The organism is Aminipila butyrica (genome assembly GCF_010669305.1).
Classification (GTDB): Bacteria; Bacillota; Clostridia; order Peptostreptococcales; family Anaerovoracaceae; genus Aminipila; species Aminipila butyrica.
The window spans coordinates 1,636,758-1,653,203 of sequence record NZ_CP048649.1 but is presented as its reverse complement, the minus strand read 5'-3'; the positions used below and the strand labels follow the sequence as shown (position 1 = coordinate 1,653,203).

21 protein-coding genes are annotated in these 16,446 nt (G+C 44.1%); 4 read left to right on the top strand and 17 right to left on the bottom strand.

What is annotated here, in order from left to right:
- Window positions 1-9: 9 nt before the first annotated feature.
- The 11 genes from Ami103574_RS07885 to Ami103574_RS07835 all read right to left on the bottom strand — a co-directional run bounded on the left by Ami103574_RS07885 (window position 10) and on the right by Ami103574_RS07835 (window position 7,689).
- Complete coding sequence (locus Ami103574_RS07885) at window positions 10-1,005, bottom strand: PhoH family protein (protein WP_163067952.1); 996 nt, start codon at window positions 1,003-1,005, stop codon at window positions 10-12.
- Window positions 971-2,179, bottom strand: a complete 1,209-nt coding sequence (locus Ami103574_RS07880) for a sporulation protein YqfD (protein WP_246213230.1) — start codon at window positions 2,177-2,179, stop codon at window positions 971-973. The genes Ami103574_RS07885 and Ami103574_RS07880 overlap by 35 nt, the downstream gene beginning before the upstream one ends.
- Window positions 2,151-2,414 (bottom strand): YabP/YqfC family sporulation protein, encoded by a 264-nt coding sequence (locus tag Ami103574_RS07875; RefSeq protein ID WP_163066342.1) that lies wholly within the window; start codon window positions 2,412-2,414, stop codon window positions 2,151-2,153. The genes Ami103574_RS07880 and Ami103574_RS07875 overlap by 29 nt, the downstream gene beginning before the upstream one ends.
- Before the next feature lie 93 nt (window positions 2,415-2,507).
- A complete protein-coding gene (gene cysK / locus Ami103574_RS07870; protein ID WP_163066340.1) occupies window positions 2,508-3,440 on the bottom strand; it encodes a cysteine synthase A in 933 nt (310 codons plus the stop codon).
- 49 nt (window positions 3,441-3,489) lie between these two features.
- Complete coding sequence (locus Ami103574_RS07865) at window positions 3,490-3,927, bottom strand: RrF2 family transcriptional regulator (protein ID WP_163066338.1); 438 nt, start codon at window positions 3,925-3,927, stop codon at window positions 3,490-3,492.
- Between the two features lie 195 nt (window positions 3,928-4,122).
- Window positions 4,123-4,569 carry a GatB/YqeY domain-containing protein gene (locus Ami103574_RS07860; RefSeq protein ID WP_163066336.1) on the bottom strand — a complete coding sequence of 149 codons (447 nt, stop codon included), beginning with the start codon at window positions 4,567-4,569 and terminating at the stop codon, window positions 4,123-4,125.
- Window positions 4,570-4,607: 38 nt separating this feature from the next.
- Window positions 4,608-4,787 carry a 30S ribosomal protein S21 gene (rpsU, locus tag Ami103574_RS07855; protein WP_027399339.1) on the bottom strand — a complete coding sequence of 60 codons (180 nt, stop codon included), beginning with the start codon at window positions 4,785-4,787 and terminating at the stop codon, window positions 4,608-4,610.
- A 114-nt stretch (window positions 4,788-4,901) separates the two neighbouring features.
- A complete protein-coding gene (locus tag Ami103574_RS07850; RefSeq protein ID WP_163066334.1) occupies window positions 4,902-5,243 on the bottom strand; it encodes a histidine triad nucleotide-binding protein in 342 nt (113 codons plus the stop codon).
- A gap of 150 nt (window positions 5,244-5,393) precedes the next feature.
- On the bottom strand, window positions 5,394-6,764 hold the full coding sequence (mtaB, locus tag Ami103574_RS07845; RefSeq protein WP_163066332.1) for a tRNA (N(6)-L-threonylcarbamoyladenosine(37)-C(2))-methylthiotransferase MtaB: 1,371 nt from the start codon (window positions 6,762-6,764) through the stop codon (window positions 5,394-5,396).
- A gap of 165 nt (window positions 6,765-6,929) precedes the next feature.
- Window positions 6,930-7,223 (bottom strand): DUF4491 family protein, encoded by a 294-nt coding sequence (locus tag Ami103574_RS07840; protein ID WP_163066330.1) that lies wholly within the window; start codon window positions 7,221-7,223, stop codon window positions 6,930-6,932.
- Window position 7,224: 1 nt separating this feature from the next.
- Window positions 7,225-7,689 (bottom strand): pyridoxamine 5'-phosphate oxidase family protein, encoded by a 465-nt coding sequence (locus tag Ami103574_RS07835; protein WP_163066328.1) that lies wholly within the window; start codon window positions 7,687-7,689, stop codon window positions 7,225-7,227.
- 274 nt (window positions 7,690-7,963) lie between these two features.
- Between Ami103574_RS07835 and Ami103574_RS07830 the strand changes: the two genes are divergently transcribed.
- The 3 genes from Ami103574_RS07830 (at window position 7,964) to Ami103574_RS07815 (ending at window position 9,957) form a co-directional block, all read left to right on the top strand.
- Window positions 7,964-8,308 carry a PadR family transcriptional regulator gene (locus Ami103574_RS07830; RefSeq protein WP_330587254.1) on the top strand — a complete coding sequence of 115 codons (345 nt, stop codon included), beginning with the start codon at window positions 7,964-7,966 and terminating at the stop codon, window positions 8,306-8,308.
- A gap of 113 nt (window positions 8,309-8,421) precedes the next feature.
- Window positions 8,422-8,919 (top strand): hypothetical protein, encoded by a 498-nt coding sequence (locus Ami103574_RS07820; protein WP_163066326.1) that lies wholly within the window; start codon window positions 8,422-8,424, stop codon window positions 8,917-8,919.
- A 90-nt stretch (window positions 8,920-9,009) separates the two neighbouring features.
- Complete coding sequence (locus tag Ami103574_RS07815; RefSeq protein WP_163066324.1) at window positions 9,010-9,957, top strand: polysaccharide deacetylase family protein; 948 nt, start codon at window positions 9,010-9,012, stop codon at window positions 9,955-9,957.
- A gap of 98 nt (window positions 9,958-10,055) precedes the next feature.
- Here Ami103574_RS07815 and Ami103574_RS07810 read toward each other — a convergent pair whose 3' ends face one another.
- The 4 genes from Ami103574_RS07810 to prmA form a co-directional block, all read right to left on the bottom strand.
- On the bottom strand, window positions 10,056-10,622 hold the full coding sequence (locus Ami103574_RS07810; protein WP_163066322.1) for an N-acetylmuramoyl-L-alanine amidase family protein: 567 nt from the start codon (window positions 10,620-10,622) through the stop codon (window positions 10,056-10,058).
- 235 nt (window positions 10,623-10,857) lie between these two features.
- A complete protein-coding gene (locus Ami103574_RS07805) occupies window positions 10,858-11,244 on the bottom strand; it encodes a desulfoferrodoxin family protein (protein ID WP_163066320.1) in 387 nt (128 codons plus the stop codon).
- 157 nt (window positions 11,245-11,401) lie between these two features.
- Window positions 11,402-12,142, bottom strand: a complete 741-nt coding sequence (locus Ami103574_RS07800) for an RsmE family RNA methyltransferase (protein ID WP_163066319.1) — start codon at window positions 12,140-12,142, stop codon at window positions 11,402-11,404.
- Complete coding sequence (gene prmA / locus Ami103574_RS07795) at window positions 12,143-13,114, bottom strand: 50S ribosomal protein L11 methyltransferase (RefSeq protein WP_163066317.1); 972 nt, start codon at window positions 13,112-13,114, stop codon at window positions 12,143-12,145.
- Between the two features lie 241 nt (window positions 13,115-13,355).
- On the opposite strand from prmA, the gene Ami103574_RS07790 reads away from it, so the two are divergent.
- On the top strand, window positions 13,356-14,189 hold the full coding sequence (locus Ami103574_RS07790) for a MerR family transcriptional regulator (RefSeq protein WP_163066315.1): 834 nt from the start codon (window positions 13,356-13,358) through the stop codon (window positions 14,187-14,189).
- Here the strand turns inward: Ami103574_RS07790 and Ami103574_RS07785 are convergent.
- Both Ami103574_RS07785 and Ami103574_RS07780 read right to left on the bottom strand, forming a co-directional pair.
- Window positions 14,181-15,605: an MFS transporter gene (locus Ami103574_RS07785; protein ID WP_163066313.1), complete on the bottom strand. Its 1,425-nt coding sequence runs from the start codon at window positions 15,603-15,605 to the stop codon at window positions 14,181-14,183. The genes Ami103574_RS07790 and Ami103574_RS07785 overlap by 9 nt on opposite strands.
- Window positions 15,606-15,740: 135 nt before the next feature.
- On the bottom strand, window positions 15,741-16,355 hold the full coding sequence (locus tag Ami103574_RS07780) for a peptidase E (protein WP_163066311.1): 615 nt from the start codon (window positions 16,353-16,355) through the stop codon (window positions 15,741-15,743).
- Between the last annotated feature and the right edge of the window lie 91 nt (window positions 16,356-16,446).

The following is a 16,446-nucleotide window of genomic DNA, read 5'->3' as shown; positions in this document are numbered from 1 at the left end:
TACCGATTATCAATTTATATCAATGCCATCCTTCTTTTCTTCTGGTTCTGGATGTTGGCTGTAATAATGCTCGTAGGCATTGATGATTTTTTTCACCAGTTCATGACGAACTACATCCACATCCTTTAAATAACAGAAATCGATATCCTTCACGGGCTTTAAAACGTTGATGGCATCCACCAGCCCGGACTTCTTTCCTCTAGGCAGGTCAATTTGAGTGATATCCCCCGTGATAACTGCCTTGGAGCCGAATCCCAACCTGGTGAGAAACATTTTCATCTGCTCCTTGGTGGTATTTTGCGCTTCATCTAAAATAATGAAGGAATTGTCCAGAGTCCGTCCTCTCATATAAGCCAGCGGCACCACCTCAATAACTTCCTTTTCTTTCAGCCTCATGGCTCCTTCCCTCCCTAAAATATCATAGAGGGCATCGTAAAGAGGCCTCAAATAAGGGTCTACCTTTTCTTGCAGGTCTCCCGGCAGGAATCCCAGCCGTTCTCCAGCTTCCACCGCTGGCCTGGCCAGAATAATTTTCTGGACTTCTTTATTTTTAAAGGCGCTGATGGCCATGGCTACCGCAATATAAGTCTTGCCGGTACCCGCCGGTCCTACGCCGAAGACGATATCCTTTTGACGGATGCTGTTCACATAGTCCTTTTGACCGATGGTCTTAGGTTTTAAGGGCTTACCCTTGTGGGTAAAGCAGATGATATCTTTATTAAGTTTGCTCTCTTTATAGGACATGCCATTTTCGCACAACGCGATGACGTAATGGATCTTTTGAGTATCCAGCTTTTCTCCCATGGAGATGATGGACATCATCTCCGTTAAGACCTTCTGAGCCTCGCCCTCCTGGTCCCCCTTCAATATCAGTTCATTATCCCGCTGAATAATGGTAATGGCAAAATATTCTTCGATAATCTTTAAATTGGAATCCAAGCTCCCAAAGAGCTCACCTCTGTCTACGGCTTCACTGATTTCCAGTTTCAGCCCCTCGCTCTGCATTCTCTCCAATAACAATCTCCTGTTCCATTCCTATTTCCTGTAATGACTCAATCATTACAGCCACTTCTATTATATTTTTTTTATTGGTAAAATACAAACTTTTATTTAAAATTTGTGTGTTTTTAGGCAATTTTTCTTTTATTTCTTGCCGAATTAACTTATTTACCTGTTTTTCCATCTCTTCCCTGCTTCTTTCTCTGGAAAAAAGTTCCACTTCGTTTACTTTAGCAACAGAAAAAGAAAAGGGAAAAGGCCGAAGACCTTTGACGGTTTTCAGCTCTTCTTTCACGGACACCTCATAAGGCTGATAGATTTCCTCTGTAGAGAGAGTCTTTTCTCCCAGCTGAACTTGAAAAGTATAAAAAAACTTTCCGGTAGGCTTTTTTACCCGTTCATAGGCGCTTTGATTGTATACAAACCAATAGGGGATTCGTGCGGTAACCTTTCCCTCCGCGTGGACATACCGTTCTGTAAGGCTGTTCTCTGGCTGTCCATAAGTAGTGGATTGAATGGGAATGTTTCCAGCAATGAGAATATCTCCCTTATTTACATAATCCCCCGTATCTACGGCTCTTATTCCTTCTATAGGCGTAACTCGCTCAACATAGCCCTCTCGATCTGCTACAATATGGCAAGGAGCGGATTTATCCACCTTTTCCAGGTTGATTGTGCCCTCCACAATGCGAACCTCCGCTAAGCATCCTTTCATATTGATACCCACAAAAGCGACGTTGTCCAGCTTATCATATAAATAAAGTTTCAGCTTCTCTAAATCCATGGATTTCCGGCTGCCCTCGAACATGCCTCCATCTCGGAGACATTGTCGAACCTCTCTCTCTGTAAATCCCTCATAGCCTTCTATACGAATTTCAGACACAAATAAAGTCTGGAAGTAGACGATAAAAAGAAATATAGCTATTCCCAGGATTCTAGCCTTGTTGGCCAACAGGCCAGACAGCAGAGGGATGTATCCGCCTTCTGATAAGACGGTAAACCGGTATTTATTTTTCCCCAGTTTTTTCACCAGGTCAAAATCCTCCTGCCGGACTCTCATGGTCAATTCAATGTTGTTTTTAATTTTTATTTGCCTTAGAGGGATATTTTTTTTCATGCATTGGGAAAGCAGCTCCTGTTGTTTAAAGCCCTCAATCCGTATCAGCAGCCAATGTTCCATAAAACTCGATTGATTTGATTTCACCTGCCACCAACACCCTTTCATCCTCAATTTGTGTTATCGTCAGCTCGTGGCCATTCAAAGCCGTAAAGCGCTTGCCATTGTCAATAACAATGCTATTTTCCGATACAAAGACAATCTTTTTCACATTGTCGATAATTCCCGTCCTGCCGCTGACCAGAACTCTGGGCATGTGCAGGTTAAAATCGTAGAGCAGCTCATGTTTTATATCCATACAGTCCTCTCACCTCATCATAACAATGTATTACAAATATAAAAAAAAATGACCTGAGGCAGGTCATTTTCTCTTTTAGATTTTCTTTTAAACTTATTCAATAAAGTTTGGCGTGGATAGATAGCGCTCCCCAGTATCCGGCAGGAGAACCACAATCCGCTTACCTTGGTTTTCAGAACGCCGTGCCAGCTCCTCTGCCGCCCACAAGGCTGCTCCCGAGGAGATGCCTACCAGAAGGCCTTCCTCTCTGGCTACCGCCCTGGCGGTTTCAAAAGCCTTCTCATTTTCTGCCTGGAGAATTTCATCGTAAAGCTTTGTATTCAGTACGGCGGGTACAAAACCTGCACCAATACCCTGTATCTTGTGAGCACCCGCTGCGCCACCGGAAAGCACCGGCGAAGAAGCTGGTTCCACCGCAACAATCTGAATTCGCGGATTCTGCGATTTTAAATATTCCCCTGCACCAGTAAGAGTTCCGCCCGTACCTACAGCCGAAACGAAGATGTCCACTTGTCCATCGGTATCTGCCCAAATTTCCGGTCCAGTAGCTGCTCGGTGGGCCGCCGGATTGGCGGGATTGTCAAACTGCGCGGGAAGAAAGCTGCCTTCCGTTTCCGCCGCCAGCTCCTGGGCCTTAGCAATGGCCCCTTTCATCCCCTTCGTGCCTTCCGTCAGCACGATATCTGCACCATACGCTTTCAGCAAGTTTCGCCGCTCTATGCTCATGGTTTCCGGCATGGTCAAAATAGCCTTGTAGCCTCTGGCAGCGGCGACAGCCGCCAGTCCGATACCCGTGTTTCCGCTGGTCGGCTCAATGATAACGCTGCCTGGCTTTAAAAGACCTTTTTTCTCCGCATCTTCAATCATGTTCAAGGCTACCCGATCCTTTACGCTGCCCGCCGGATTGAAGTACTCCAATTTAGCTAAAATCTCCGCCTTTAGCTCCCGATTTCTCCCATAGTTGTTCAGGGCTAAAAGAGGTGTCCCGCCAATTAATTCCGTAAGGCTGCTATAAATTTTTGACATAATATAGACCTCCCATCTAATTCAATCTTATTTTATTTCACAAATCAGCTTAAATCATATAATCCCATGTGCCTTTTTGACGGTGCTGTTCCACCAGGTCTTCCAACGTATAAGAATCAATGTACTTATTAATCACCTCATACAGACCTTCCCAAAAGCTGATAGTAGCACATTCCTCATACATCTGACACTGGTTCTCCTCGTCCAGCAGACAAGCGGTAGGCGCAAACTTTCCTTCCGTCACCCGCAGGATATCTCCTACCGTGTATTCCTTGGCTGCCTTAGCCAACTTATAGCCCCCTTGAGGACCTCGGACGCTGATTAAGTAACTGGCTTTGGACAGCTGGCTCACAATTTGCTCTAAATATTTTGTAGATATATTTTGTCTCTGAGAAATATCCTTAAGGGATATATATTCGCCGGTATTGTGTTCCGCCAGATCGATCATCAGCCTCAAGGCATATCTTCCTTTTGTTGATACTTTCATTTTTCTCCCCGCTTTCACATATGGTATTTATCACCCATCAACCTACTGATTTCATCAGGTAATAGCAATAATATATTACTATTTTACCATCGGTTTACTAGGAAATCAATCTATAAAACAGCAAATGCCGGAAATTTAATCAATTTCTATTGAAAAAACACCCCAATCATTGCGATTGGGGTGTTAAATGTTTCATTATGATAGATATGCCTCTACCGCTTTTTTTACCGCTCCGCCGTCTGCTAAGCCTTTTACTTTCGGCATAACAGCACCCATGAGCTTACCCATGTTCTGCTTTGCAGCTTCAATGCCCAACTCTTCAGCCGTGGCTTTCACCACTTCTGCGATTTTTTCCGGGGTCATCTGTTCCGGTAGGTAGGACAAGAGAATCTCTATCTCTTTGTTGTAGGAATCTAAAAGATCTGTTCTTCCAGCTTTCTCAAAATCAGCGAGGGCGTCTTTTCTCATTTTTACTTGTTTTGTTAAAATCGCCAAAACACCTTCATCGTCCAGCTCCTTCCGATTGTCCACCTCGTACTGTTTAATGGCGGCACGAACAAAATTCACTGTATTTTTTCGAACTTCATCTCTTGCTTTCATCGCATCCTTGAAGTCACTTGTCAATCTTTCTTTTAAGGTCAATTAAAACACCTCTAATCTATTTCAGCCTGCGACCTCGACTAGAACTTCTTAGCCTTTTTTCTTGCAGCTTCAGACTTCTTCTTTCTCTTTACGCTAGGCTTTTCGTAATGTTCTCTTTTTCTCAATTCTGACATTACGCCGTCTCTTGCGCAAGAACGCTTAAATCTTTTAAGAGCGCTTTCCAAACTTTCGTTTTCTCTTACAACTACTTGTGCCATGTATCCAATTCACCTCCTGACCTCTCATGAACTAATGAATGCTGGTCCAACAGTTTTCATCTACAACATTGACATTATACTATTATTTGTCCCATAAGGCAAGTAAATTTTTCATCAACCTGGGGGCCAAGTCATTTTTCTTTTACCCAGAAGGTGGAAATGAACGTGCTTTACCGACTGAAAACCGTCTTCCCCGCAGTTGTTCACCAGCCGATATCCGTTTTCCAATCCCAGACTTTCCGCTATATCCCGGACCTTCACCATCAGATGTCCCAGCAATGCCTGATCCTCTTCACTAACCTCATCCAGAGAGGCCATATGCTTTTTAGGAATAATCAGTACATGGACGGGAGCCTGTGGCTCTAAGTCATGGAAGCAGACGATCTGTTCATCTTCATAGACCACATTAGATGGTATTTCTTTCTCTGCAATCTTGCAGAAAATGCACTCTGCCATATGTTTCACTCCTTTTCAAATTTGGTTTCTTAATAAATTTATCCTTGCGGCATTACCGCAGATATTGGACATGAATGGGCTTAGTATACCCCTCTTTTCGCTGATTTTCAAGCCTTATCCGCTTTTTAACCCAACATTCCCGGGAAAAGCTTATTCCGCCAGCCGTCCCGCCATGCCGTCTCGGTACAGGTCTGTCAGCTCCACGGCAATCAAGGCATTGAGCGATCTTTCACCCAACTCTTTTGTGCAGGGTATATAGGTCTTGATATAATTTTCTGTGTAACCGGTAAGGCATCCCGCTTCCTCCAGATATTCTTCGGCTAACACCGTCCGCTGGCCGCCAATATTTTTCTTAAAAAACTGCTCCGCCGCCTGGGCTCCAGCTTCGATGAGTTCCTGACTCCTTCTGTTCTTCACCTCCGGTGCCACATGCTCTCTCATATCTGCCGCTTTGGTGCCTGCCCGCTTGGAATACTTAAAGGCATGTACCTTACAAAAGCCTGCCTGATTTACCATCTCCAGACTCTCTCTGAAATCTGCCTCAGTTTCTCCTGGGAATCCGACAATCATGTCTGTGGTAACACCATAGCCTGGATCAAATTCTTTTAAGACATTCACAATCTCCAAGTATTCCGACCTGTCATATCGCCTGTTCATAGCCTGAAGGATCTTGTCACTGCCGCTCTGAATGGACAGATGCAGGTGAGGACACAGCCGTTTATATTTCAGCAGCCTCTTCACATAGTCCGCATGAATGACCGTCGGTTCCAAGGAACTTAAGCGCACTCGAAACTCGCCACCCAGCTCCTCCAAGGCATGAAGGATGATTTCAATCCCCGTCAATTGCTCCTTCTGCTCGAAGGAAGTCTCCGTTCCATATAATGCCGTGTTGATGCCCGTCAGAATCAGTTCCTTAAAGCCTTGTTCCAGCAGGCTTTGAGCCTCCTTCACAATATCCGCCGCTCTTCGGCTCCGCACTGGCCCCCTGGCATAGGGGATGACGCAATAAGAACAAAATCGATCACAGCCTTCTTGGATTTTTATATAAGCTCTAGTCCTGGATTCCATGGAGGTAATAACCCCCGTCTCCTCATACTCTGTCAGATGGCGATAATCTTCCACCAGACTTTCCTGATGACTTTCTAACTGATTCCTATGTTCTTGGATTAACTCCACCAGCCTGCTTTTCTGATTCGTTCCGGCTACAATGTCCACCCCTTCAATTTCAGCCACTTCCTCTGGGCTTACCTGGGCGTAGCAACCGGTTACCGTCACAATGCTCAGGGGGTTCACCCGTTTCATCTTACGAATGTACTGCCGGGATTTTCTGTCCGCTAAATTGGTCACCGTACAAGTATTGATGATATATACGTCCGCAAAATCGTTTTCATCCACAATCTCATGTCCGCAGTTTTTAAAGTTTTCTTTAATTGCTTCGCTTTCATATTGATTCACCTTACAGCCAAGGGTCTTCACCCCCACCCGCAGCTTTCCGGCCTGCCTTTGTTCACTGTTTATCAACTTTTTCTCCTCCAAATTATACTTCATTTATCATACCTTATGGAGCAGATTTTTTCAACAGCAGAAACCTGTCCACCTATTTGGGATAAAAGCAAACAGCCTTAATGGGTCCAAACCCCACAGCAAATTGGCAGATATTTTAAAGAAACTGCTGCCAAACAAAACCTATGCCTTCTTATTTTTCCGGGGATTGCTCGGAAACCATCCTTTTTTTACTCTTTGCTCTTGTTCAAAAAGTTCTTTGATACTCCACAACAAGGAAAACCCTAATACGGATAAAAGTGCAGCGATTGCTAAATGATCTAAAAATAAAGATAGAACGATGCAAGCCAGCCCCGCTATAAGAAAAAGGGGCCATATCTTCGTGCCCAGGTAATATTCTGATTTAATAACAACGGGGTGCAAAACTCCTATAATGATAAATGTACCAATTCCTACACACATTCCCAAGTAATTCATATCAGATTTTTCCCTTTGCGGTCATATGTTCTATGTTAATTTGAAATATCCGCGCACCTTTGCTGGCCTTATGGATATATTCCACACCCGATTCCATAAAATCAGGAGAAAACTTTTCTAAGAATAGTTTAAAAACTTCAACTTTTTTCTCTTCCTGTACTTCTTCCGCTGTGCCAAAAATAATAACACTTTTAAATTTCGTGTTAAATTCAGCTGGTAGGGTCTCTACATCTGTAACAACACAAAACGAAACGTTATCATTCATTTTTATATTATCTAATTTATGGCCTGCAACTCCCGAATGAAAAAACACCTTGTCATCCTTGTAAACAAAGTTAATCGGTACCCCATAAGGAATATTATCCTCTCCCACCGTAGACAGCATACCATACGGTGCCGTCTTTAAAACTTGAAGCGTGTCTTCTTCTGAAAGCTTTTTGTCTTTCCTTCTCATTTCTCTATACATAATAATTTCCTCCCTTTTCTGCTTCTCTTTGAAGCTAGAATAGCATTTGTTATTATTTAATATTATTTTCTTCTGATCTGAGACCACCAATGTACCCATCGCCAGATGTCTTCTTTCACTTAGTATATAGCACAATTACAGCGATGAAAAGTGCCAATTACGTTAATCTGAAAGAGGTCACCGATATGGCCTCAATCGTTTTTATTGAAAATCTATTGACAGATATTACGTTTAGCGATATATTTTTATTACATTAAACGTAATACGATTGGAAGTGATTTTTATCCGGGATAATATAAAGGGCGGTGCGCTGACAGAAACGACTTTTCTTGTTTTGTTAGCTTTGTATAAACCAAATCATGGGTACGGTATCATGCAGTTTATTGACCAAGAAACCAATGGGCGGGTTGTTTTGGGGGCCGGTACTTTGTATGGGGCAATCCATGCATTGGTAAAGAAAAAGTGGGTTACCCCTTTAGAAACGGAATCAGACAACAAGAAAAAAGAATATCGGATAACCGATACCGGCAAGCAGAAAGCTGAAGAAGAATTACAGCGTATGAGGGAAGTTTTGCAGCTGGCCTCAACGCTTATGGGAGGTGCAAAAGCAAATGAGTGAAACAAGGTTCCGATACTTTTTTGATTTCATAGGCGGACAGGAAAAATGGCTGAACAGCATGGCTGAAAGTGGTCATCGGCTAAAGTAAAATCTTTAAATAGAGAGGATAAGAAATGGAAAAGAGATTAATTGAACTGGAAAATTTATTGAACAAGCAAAATAATGTTATTGCAGAATTAAATCAACAAATCAACCATTTAAAAACCACCGTTGATTATTTATCCATTTGTAAGCTATCTAATGAAAAGTACCCATTCTATGAATTTCTTATGTCTTATGGCATTGCACCAGCAACACACTTTGAATTGCGCAGATTATTGGGACTGATTGATGCAAAGCTGTCAGGCAAAGAGCTTCCTTTTCGTCTGACAGAAAACATGGACTTTTCCGCTGACTTTCTTTTTTTAAATGAACCCATAAAATATATGGATGTAAAAAAAGCTATTCTTGAAATCCGATCGGGGGAAAAAGACGGCCAGATAGAAGCCGCTGATGAAGTCCAAGAAAATGATGAGTTTATTTCAGAACTTCTTCATGCAATGAAAAATCAAGGAATGGTCGTTAAAGTATGTGATTATATCTTGGAACAAATCCCGAGATATAATATGTAAGGAATGCCCTTTGCAAGTTAAAGGCATTAAGGCCTTCATATTTCCCCTGCTTCCCTCATATAGTTTATATATTATAGATGGGAGGTTCTCATGCACTTTCGTAAATTTATCTGGCCAGGGATTTGGGTATCTCTGGCCTTAGCAGTCATTTTTCTTTCTTTTTCAATTTTCAACCAGCTGTACATCTCTCCCCCCCGGGCGGGGACCAGTCAAGCTCAGCACAGCAGTTCAGAAATGGAAAACAACGATACCCCTTCAGGCAAAAGTGGAGACGAAGTCCAGGATACCATCGCCCTCCCTATCATCATGTACCATGGGCTCGTGAAAGACCCCAGCCAGCAGAATCAATACTTTATTTCCCCAGACCGTTTTGAGCAAGATCTAGCCTACCTGCAAGAACAGGGCTATTCCACCGTCACCATGAAGCAGCTGATTAATTATGTTCATCAAGGGACTCCCTTGCCAGAAAAACCCATTGTTCTCACCTTTGACGACGGATTTTATAACAATTACCTCTATGCCTTCCCCTTGCTCAAACAGTACGATGAAAAAGCCGTTATCTCCATACTGGGCTCCCAGACTGACCGCTACAGCTTAATTAAAATCAACAATTCCTATTATTCCTATCTGACCTGGAATCAGATTAACGAAATGATTCTTTCCGGTCATGTGGAAATCCAAAACCACACCTATGACATGCACACCTATGATCAGGGGAGAAAGGGCTGCAGCGAAAAATCAGGGGAAAGCACCACCGCGTATCGGGAAAAGATGCTGGAAGATGTGGGGCTCTTGCAGCAGAAGATTACGGATTATACCGGCACCACCCCGAACACCATCGCTTATCCCTTCGGCTACTACAGCAAGGAATCCGAAGCGGTCATAAAAGAAATGGGCTTTCAGGCCTCTTTGACTTGCAGCCAAAAGGTCAATAAAATATCCCGAGATCCAAACAGCCTGTATCGACTGGGGCGCTTTCTCCGGCCTCCAGACAAAAGCAGTGCCAGCTTTTTCAAAGACATATTAAAAGACACGTAAAAGGCGGCATCTTTCTGCCGCCCTTGTACTTAATATAATGGGAAATTCCCCTGTTAGGGGTTCCACAGCGTCTTCGCCTCGATTTAATATCTCAGCCTTTAAAGTAAGCCGTAAAATAAGAGGATGCCATTGTAGATGCCCCTGGCAAAGCTCTGAGGGTCCTCTACCATTAAAGTCGCATCATGCACGTTGGTGATGTACCCCATCTCCACCAGTACAGACGGCATCTCTGTAGCCCGCAGCACATATAAAGTCGGCCGCACAAATACGCCTCTGTTCTCTAGTCCGGTGGCATAGTTCAGTCCTTCCAAAATCCGCAGACCCATTTCATAAGCTGGGCTCTCCATGCGGAATACAAAGGCTTCGCTGCCGCTGGCCTCTGCAATTTCACTGGAATTACAGTGAAGGCTGATAAAAAAATCAGCGCCCCAGGAATTGGCTCCATAAACTCTAGCCTGAAGGCTGGTGGCGTTGCTGGTCCCCAGCACTTCCTCCGGGGAGTTTCTTGACAGCCTAGCTTCAAAGTTGGGATTACCGTTTAAAAGTGCCGCCAGACGCACGCCTATATCGTAGGTGATGTCTTGCTCCCTCAGTCCGTTGGCCTCAGCTCCAGCATTGGGGTTTTGCGGGTTGTGCCCCTGATCAATAAAAATTTTAATTGCCATAAGATCTCTCCATTTCTCATAAACCTATATAGATTATTATATGTGGGGGCGTTCCGGATTAGACTGGACATCAGCCACGGCTGAGGCTACTCCTGAATCCTTGGACGGGGCAAGCTGCTGAAAATAGTATAGCAACTGAAAAGAGCTGTTTCTGCAATAAGAAAACTTATGTAGAAACAGCTCTAGTTTTTCACACGATATGTGGTTTATTTAGTTTTTATTGCTGACGCCCTGTTTACTTTATCTCTGTCTTCCACAGTCCGTGCAGATTGCAGTATTCATAAACAGCTTCCGGCTTTTCATTCATGGCCATATGGAACTCCGTCTCCGGCTTTTCTCCTGGAGCCAAGTGCTTTCTCTGTACACCCTTTGACGTCTGCAGGTAAATCCACTGGATGTAATGCTCTTCCAGCATAGGATGTTCAACGGAACCAACCTTAGCATGTACTACATTGCCTTCAACCTTTACTTCTGGCAAGTGCTTTTCCGTGCTGGCTTCTACGGTATTCGCTGTAAGCTCCGTCATGTTATCTCCACAACAGACCATTGGTGCACCTGAGCTCTTTACTACTTCCACCAAATTTCCACAATGCTTGCATACAAAAAATTTTTTCTCTGTCATACCATTTACCTCCAAATATTAAAACATTTTGTCCTGTCTCTATTATATATGCTTTTATCTTGAATATCTACTAAAGATTTCATTTTCTGGCCCATTTCATCAGAGAAATTTTCTCTGGGTTGACTTCTTTCTTTAACGCCATCTCAAAGAAGGCCATTTATAATTCTAATTCGTACATGACCATGGCCAGGGCTGCCATACCTGCTGTCTCTGTCCGCAGAGTCGTTTTACCCAAGGTAACACAGTGCGCTCTGGTGCCTTTCAGCAACTCCGCTTCTCGGTCCGAAAAGCCCCCTTCCGGACCAATGATTAAAGCCACAGTCTCCGGCTTCTGATCTAAGCCTCTCAGTGCAGTTTTAATATTCCTCTGCTCTTCATTTTCATAAGGGAATAGGACCAGATCAAAGGTATCTAAAAGCGGAAGCAGCTGCTGAAATTTCAAGGCCTCCCCAATCCGAGGAATAAGCCCTCGTTTGCACTGCTTCACCGCTTCGTCTGCCACTTTCTGCCAACGTTCTTGTTTCTTGGAGAGATTCCCCTTATTGTCCGTCACGACAGTGCGGTCTGTAAACAGCGGAACCACTTCGTGAATACCCAGCTCCACGGTCTTCTGTATGATGACTTCCATTTTACCTTGCTTAGGAAGTCCTTGAAATAAAGTGACTTTGGTAAAGGGTTCGCTGGTAAACTTCTGCTTGTCCAAAATCAACGTCTCCACATACTCTTTGTCAATCTCCAAAATCTCAGCCTGGTATTCCCAGCGCTGACAATCAGAAATGTCAATCCGATCACCTTCCCGTAGCCGGAGAACTTTCGTCATATGTTGAATATCTTGCTTATCTACTATGCGTATGGTTTTTTCCCCCACCTGTTCTGGTGTCGTAAAAAATCTGCTCATCTACTTTAACCTCGCCGCAATGGCACACCAATCGCCCTGCTCCAATACCTCAATAACTTCGAAGCCGTTTCTTCCTATAGCCTCTGCCACCTGCGCCTGCTTTTCCACCAGAATACCAGAGGAAATGAACAAGCCCTTTCCCTTTAGATGTTTAGCCACATCCTCAGACAGCATCATCACCAAGTCGGCCATGAGGTTGGCCACCACCAAGTCAGCCTTATAATCAATGCCTTTAGTTAAATCCCCATACTGAATGTTTACCAGCTGAGAAAGCCCATTTAATTGAACATTTTCCTGGGATACCTGAACAGCTATCGGGTCGATATCTACGCCTAGGATATTCTTCATACCCAACAGACCGGCAGCGATAGACAAAATCCCTGATCCACAGCCTACATCCAGCACGGCATCGCCCTCCTGGAGATACTTCTCCATTAGCCGGATGCATAAAGTGGTTGTTTCATGGGTGCCCGTGCCAAAAGCCATACCCGGATCAATCTGGATGATCAATTCATCCTCCGACTGTTTCTCATATTCTTCCCAAGTTGGTTTCACCACAATTCGCTCTGTAATCTTAGCCGGTTTAAAGTATTCCTTCCAGTTATCCTTCCAGTCCTCATCCCGCACCGGTCTGGCCTCTACCTCCATCCGTCCGAAAGCCTTGCCTGCTCCCAAGCTGCCAGATTCCAGCTGTTCCTTCAAACCAGCGACTGCTTGGCGGAGTTCTTCCAACTGGGCTTTTCCCTCAGCAGAATCCTCCAAGTAGAGAATAACTGCAGGTTCTCTACCTGCCTGCTCCATGACATCATCGTCCACATAATCCCAGTCATATGAATTCTTTTTGTCCATCAGTTCGGCCACATCAGCCGGATCCTCGATGACCACATCCTCCCGGCCCATTGCCGACAAAAGATTAAGCAAATGCTCCATGCCGTCTCTTCCCGTATATATTTTCGTTTCAATATAATTCATGTCTGACCTCTTCCACTCTTCTTAGCAGGTTCCCGGTTCTTTTCCATTTCTTTTAAAAAGCATTCGGAAAAATCTGCCCTTCTCTGTTTCTTTTGCCAGGCAGAATAGGCTATAATAGGACTGTTGACTAATTAAATGAAGTATTATCCTATAAAACAGCATCTGCCTGACTACTATTATACTAAAATAGCCGGATTTAGGCAACGATAAGTCCGTCCAACTATTGTAAAGGAGAAGATCCATGGATTTCAAGAAAGAAAATTATTTTACCACCGGAGACTTTGCAAAGCTGTGCCACGTAAAAAAACAAACCTTGTTCCACTACGATGATATTGGTCTTTTTTCTCCAGAGATTACTGGCAGCAACGGCTACCGGTATTACTCCCATCAACAAGTGGAAGTCTTTGAGATTATCTCCATGCTGAAAGAGCTGGACATGCCGTTAAAGGAAATTAAAAAATATTTAGATACCAGGAGCCCGGAAAGCCTCATCCAGCTGCTCCACGAAAAGGAACAGGCGGTAGAGGAAAGAATCCGGCAGCTGACCTGGATAAAAACCTACATTCAGAGCAAAACAGAACTGACCAAAGAAAGTTTACAAGCGAAGACAGAAACCGTTCATTACGTGGATCTGCCAGAGGAATATTTGATTGCCACCCCTTACAGCGGTCAGGCCGACGACCTGACCCTGGCGGCAGCAATCACCAAGCACTACAACTACTGCCGGGACATGGGCCTCTACATGGTTCATTCCACCGGCAGCACCATTCCCACATCCCATATGCCTACCGGCGGTCCCTACTGGTCCTACGCCCATATCTACACCCGGGTGACCCACAAGAATTATCCAGACATCCACATCAAGGGCGCTGGCACCTACGCCGTCATCTACCACCGAAACGGTTTTAATACTGCTTCGGAAAGCTACCGCCTGCTTTTAAACAGCGTGCTGGAGCAGGGCTATCTGCCCGGAGAATATTTTTACGAAGATACCATGCTGGATGAGCTGTCCATGTGCGGCTATGACCATTACATGATTAAAATCTCGCTGCTCTGCCGACTGCCTTTAGCCTAACACATCCTTAAAAGACGCCAAATCCACCTCTTCTCCTGCCCGCTTCTTTTCCACGGCAGTCAGCACCCGATTAAATGATTTTCTGGTGATGGGATATTTATAGATAGCGTATACGGACAAGAACATAAAGATACCAGGGATAAGGGTAAAGGCGTTTTCCACCCAAAGCAGTGCCGTTGGCTGCTGAACGGCCGCATTTCCGTCAAATCCCGCCCACTGGAGCATATTTCCCAGCAAGAGCAGGCCGATGGCCTCCGATATAGACTCTGCCATAGCCTGCAAAGACACAATCGTCCCCTGACGCTGCTTGCCGCTGGCCAGCTCATCGACCTCACAAACGTCATAAATCATGGCTGGCATCAGCTGCCAATAGCAGATAGCCCCCAAGCCAAAGGCCACCAGCATAAAGGCCGCTTCCAGGAAATTAGTGGTCCCCACCAGCCGGAGCACCAGCATGCTCAACGCACACAAACTCATGCCCAGCAAGTATTGGCTTCGTTTATCCAGCTTTTTACCAGTAATAATCAATATGGGTACAAATAACATGCCCGCAAAAGGCTCAATGGCCATGAGAACTGTTATACTCCAAGCATCCAGTCCCATGTTATAGGTGTAAAAGTACAGCCGGTCCGCCACAAATATGGTGTTAGCTGCTAAGTATAAAACACTGCCATATACGGCGTAGCGAAGTGCTTTTAACTGAAAGATTTCTTTGAAGCTTTTCACCAGATTTTGGAACATAATCCAAGAACCCTTGATGGAAAAGGGCTCTCCTTTCTCCTTGTCCTCCAGATTGCTGGGTTCCTTGATAATAAAGGTGCCGATAATCAGGGATAAAAACACACAGCCGGCCACCATGGCTGCCGTTCCAGTCCAGGCTTGAGCCTGAGTTCTTCCCATCTGGAGCAGGTGATCCACAAAAATGGTCGGGAGCACGGCACCGATAGCCATGCCCAAGGTATTGCCTACATAGGCAAAGGACCGGAGCCGAGTTCGTTCGTTATAATCTTCCGTCAGCTCTGCCCCCCATGCTAAAAATGGAACGAAGAAGGATGCAAAACCAGTCCAGAATATCAGTGTCATACACACGTAATAGATAATTTTCACCGTCATATCTGCCTCAATGGCAGTAAATAGCAGCGTAGTGGCGATAGCCACCGGTATGGAAGCGCAGAGAATAAAACTCCTTCGCTTGCCGAACCTGGAATAAGTATGATCGGAAATAAAACCGATAACCGCAGCACTCAAGGCATCCCATATAGCACCTAAGGCCGCAATAGCTCCGGCGATGCCAGGGTCCAGCCCTACCACCGTGGTAGTAAAAAACAGGAAAAATGTTCCGTAAAGAAAGTATAGACATTGGTCTGCAATGGCAATAACGCCATATGCTGTCTTGATTTTAAGTGAAAGTTTCATGATGTTTTCCTCCTATTTACTATTCTAAAGTATATGGTTACCGTATAGTCAATAGGTTTTTTATTATATAGGAAATATAGCTTGCGATATTTCCGGAATATCCAAAAATCTACAGCTTCAAAGAAACAAAGAAACTTAAATCCTTTCTATATTAACCCCGTTACTGCTGACCAAAATGGCATCCTGGTTGCTAATCGGCGATAAGTTCAAAGTAGAAGAATAATTGTCTACTATCTTTTGGGTGATTTTCTTAAAAGGTGAATTGGTATAGTGGGGTACGGTATAAAAGTCTACTAGGCCTAATGCATCAAAATCAATCAGGTTTGGGGCTTTTTTGGCACTATCCATGCTCTTGGCATATTCAATGTTTGCTGCTGTAACCATGGCGCCTGCGGATTCACCAATGTAGAGCTTCCCCCCGTTAACTTCCTCCACGATGATTTGATCAGCACCGGTTCTTTTCAGTTCTTGCAGCAAGAAAAAAGTATTCCCACCGGTTACGTAGATTAAATCGTTGCCTTTTAATTTGCTGCTTATTTCATTGGCTGTAGCTGTAGATATGTCTAATTCATCAATAATCAGGCCCAATTTTTCAAGTGCCTTTTTCCCCGCCTCTACATAGAAAACAACTTTTTCCACCAGACTTGCAGTCGGTATGAAGGTGACGGTTTTACCCTTGAGATTGTTTTCAAAATTGGCTAATATAGGGGCTACATCTTTAAAAGATGAGGCTAAAAATAATTTTTTCATGTTTTATATCTCCTTCTCTTTTCTTTCTTAAGTAATTGTAGCATACTATAAAAAGGTGTCATTTATCGACACCTTATAGATGTAATCCCAA

Excerpts from the sequence above, each read along its gene's own strand:
- Ami103574_RS07885 (WP_163067952.1), bottom strand. The coding sequence starts at position 1,005 with ATGCAGAGCGAGGGGCTGAAACTGGAAATCAGTGAAGCCGTAGACAGA.
- Ami103574_RS07880 (WP_246213230.1), bottom strand. The coding sequence starts at position 2,179 with ATGGAACATTGGCTGCTGATACGGATTGAGGGCTTTAAACAACAGGAG.
- Ami103574_RS07875 (WP_163066342.1), bottom strand. The coding sequence starts at position 2,414 with ATGGATATAAAACATGAGCTGCTCTACGATTTTAACCTGCACATGCCC.
- cysK (WP_163066340.1), bottom strand. The coding sequence starts at position 3,440 with ATGTCAAAAATTTATAGCAGCCTTACGGAATTAATTGGCGGGACACCT.
- Ami103574_RS07865 (WP_163066338.1), bottom strand. The coding sequence starts at position 3,927 with ATGAAAGTATCAACAAAAGGAAGATATGCCTTGAGGCTGATGATCGAT.
- rpsU (WP_027399339.1), bottom strand. The coding sequence starts at position 4,787 with ATGGCACAAGTAGTTGTAAGAGAAAACGAAAGTTTGGAAAGCGCTCTT.
- Ami103574_RS07850 (WP_163066334.1), bottom strand. The coding sequence starts at position 5,243 with ATGGCAGAGTGCATTTTCTGCAAGATTGCAGAGAAAGAAATACCATCT.
- Ami103574_RS07840 (WP_163066330.1), bottom strand. The coding sequence starts at position 7,223 with ATGAATTACTTGGGAATGTGTGTAGGAATTGGTACATTTATCATTATA.
- Ami103574_RS07835 (WP_163066328.1), bottom strand. The coding sequence starts at position 7,689 with ATGTATAGAGAAATGAGAAGGAAAGACAAAAAGCTTTCAGAAGAAGAC.
- Ami103574_RS07820 (WP_163066326.1), top strand. The coding sequence starts at position 8,422 with ATGGAAAAGAGATTAATTGAACTGGAAAATTTATTGAACAAGCAAAAT.
- Ami103574_RS07815 (WP_163066324.1), top strand. The coding sequence starts at position 9,010 with ATGCACTTTCGTAAATTTATCTGGCCAGGGATTTGGGTATCTCTGGCC.
- Ami103574_RS07810 (WP_163066322.1), bottom strand. The coding sequence starts at position 10,622 with ATGGCAATTAAAATTTTTATTGATCAGGGGCACAACCCGCAAAACCCC.
- Ami103574_RS07805 (WP_163066320.1), bottom strand. The coding sequence starts at position 11,244 with ATGACAGAGAAAAAATTTTTTGTATGCAAGCATTGTGGAAATTTGGTG.
- Ami103574_RS07800 (WP_163066319.1), bottom strand. The coding sequence starts at position 12,142 with ATGAGCAGATTTTTTACGACACCAGAACAGGTGGGGGAAAAAACCATA.
- prmA (WP_163066317.1), bottom strand. The coding sequence starts at position 13,114 with ATGAATTATATTGAAACGAAAATATATACGGGAAGAGACGGCATGGAG.
- Ami103574_RS07790 (WP_163066315.1), top strand. The coding sequence starts at position 13,356 with ATGGATTTCAAGAAAGAAAATTATTTTACCACCGGAGACTTTGCAAAG.
- Ami103574_RS07785 (WP_163066313.1), bottom strand. The coding sequence starts at position 15,605 with ATGAAACTTTCACTTAAAATCAAGACAGCATATGGCGTTATTGCCATT.
- Ami103574_RS07780 (WP_163066311.1), bottom strand. The coding sequence starts at position 16,355 with ATGAAAAAATTATTTTTAGCCTCATCTTTTAAAGATGTAGCCCCTATA.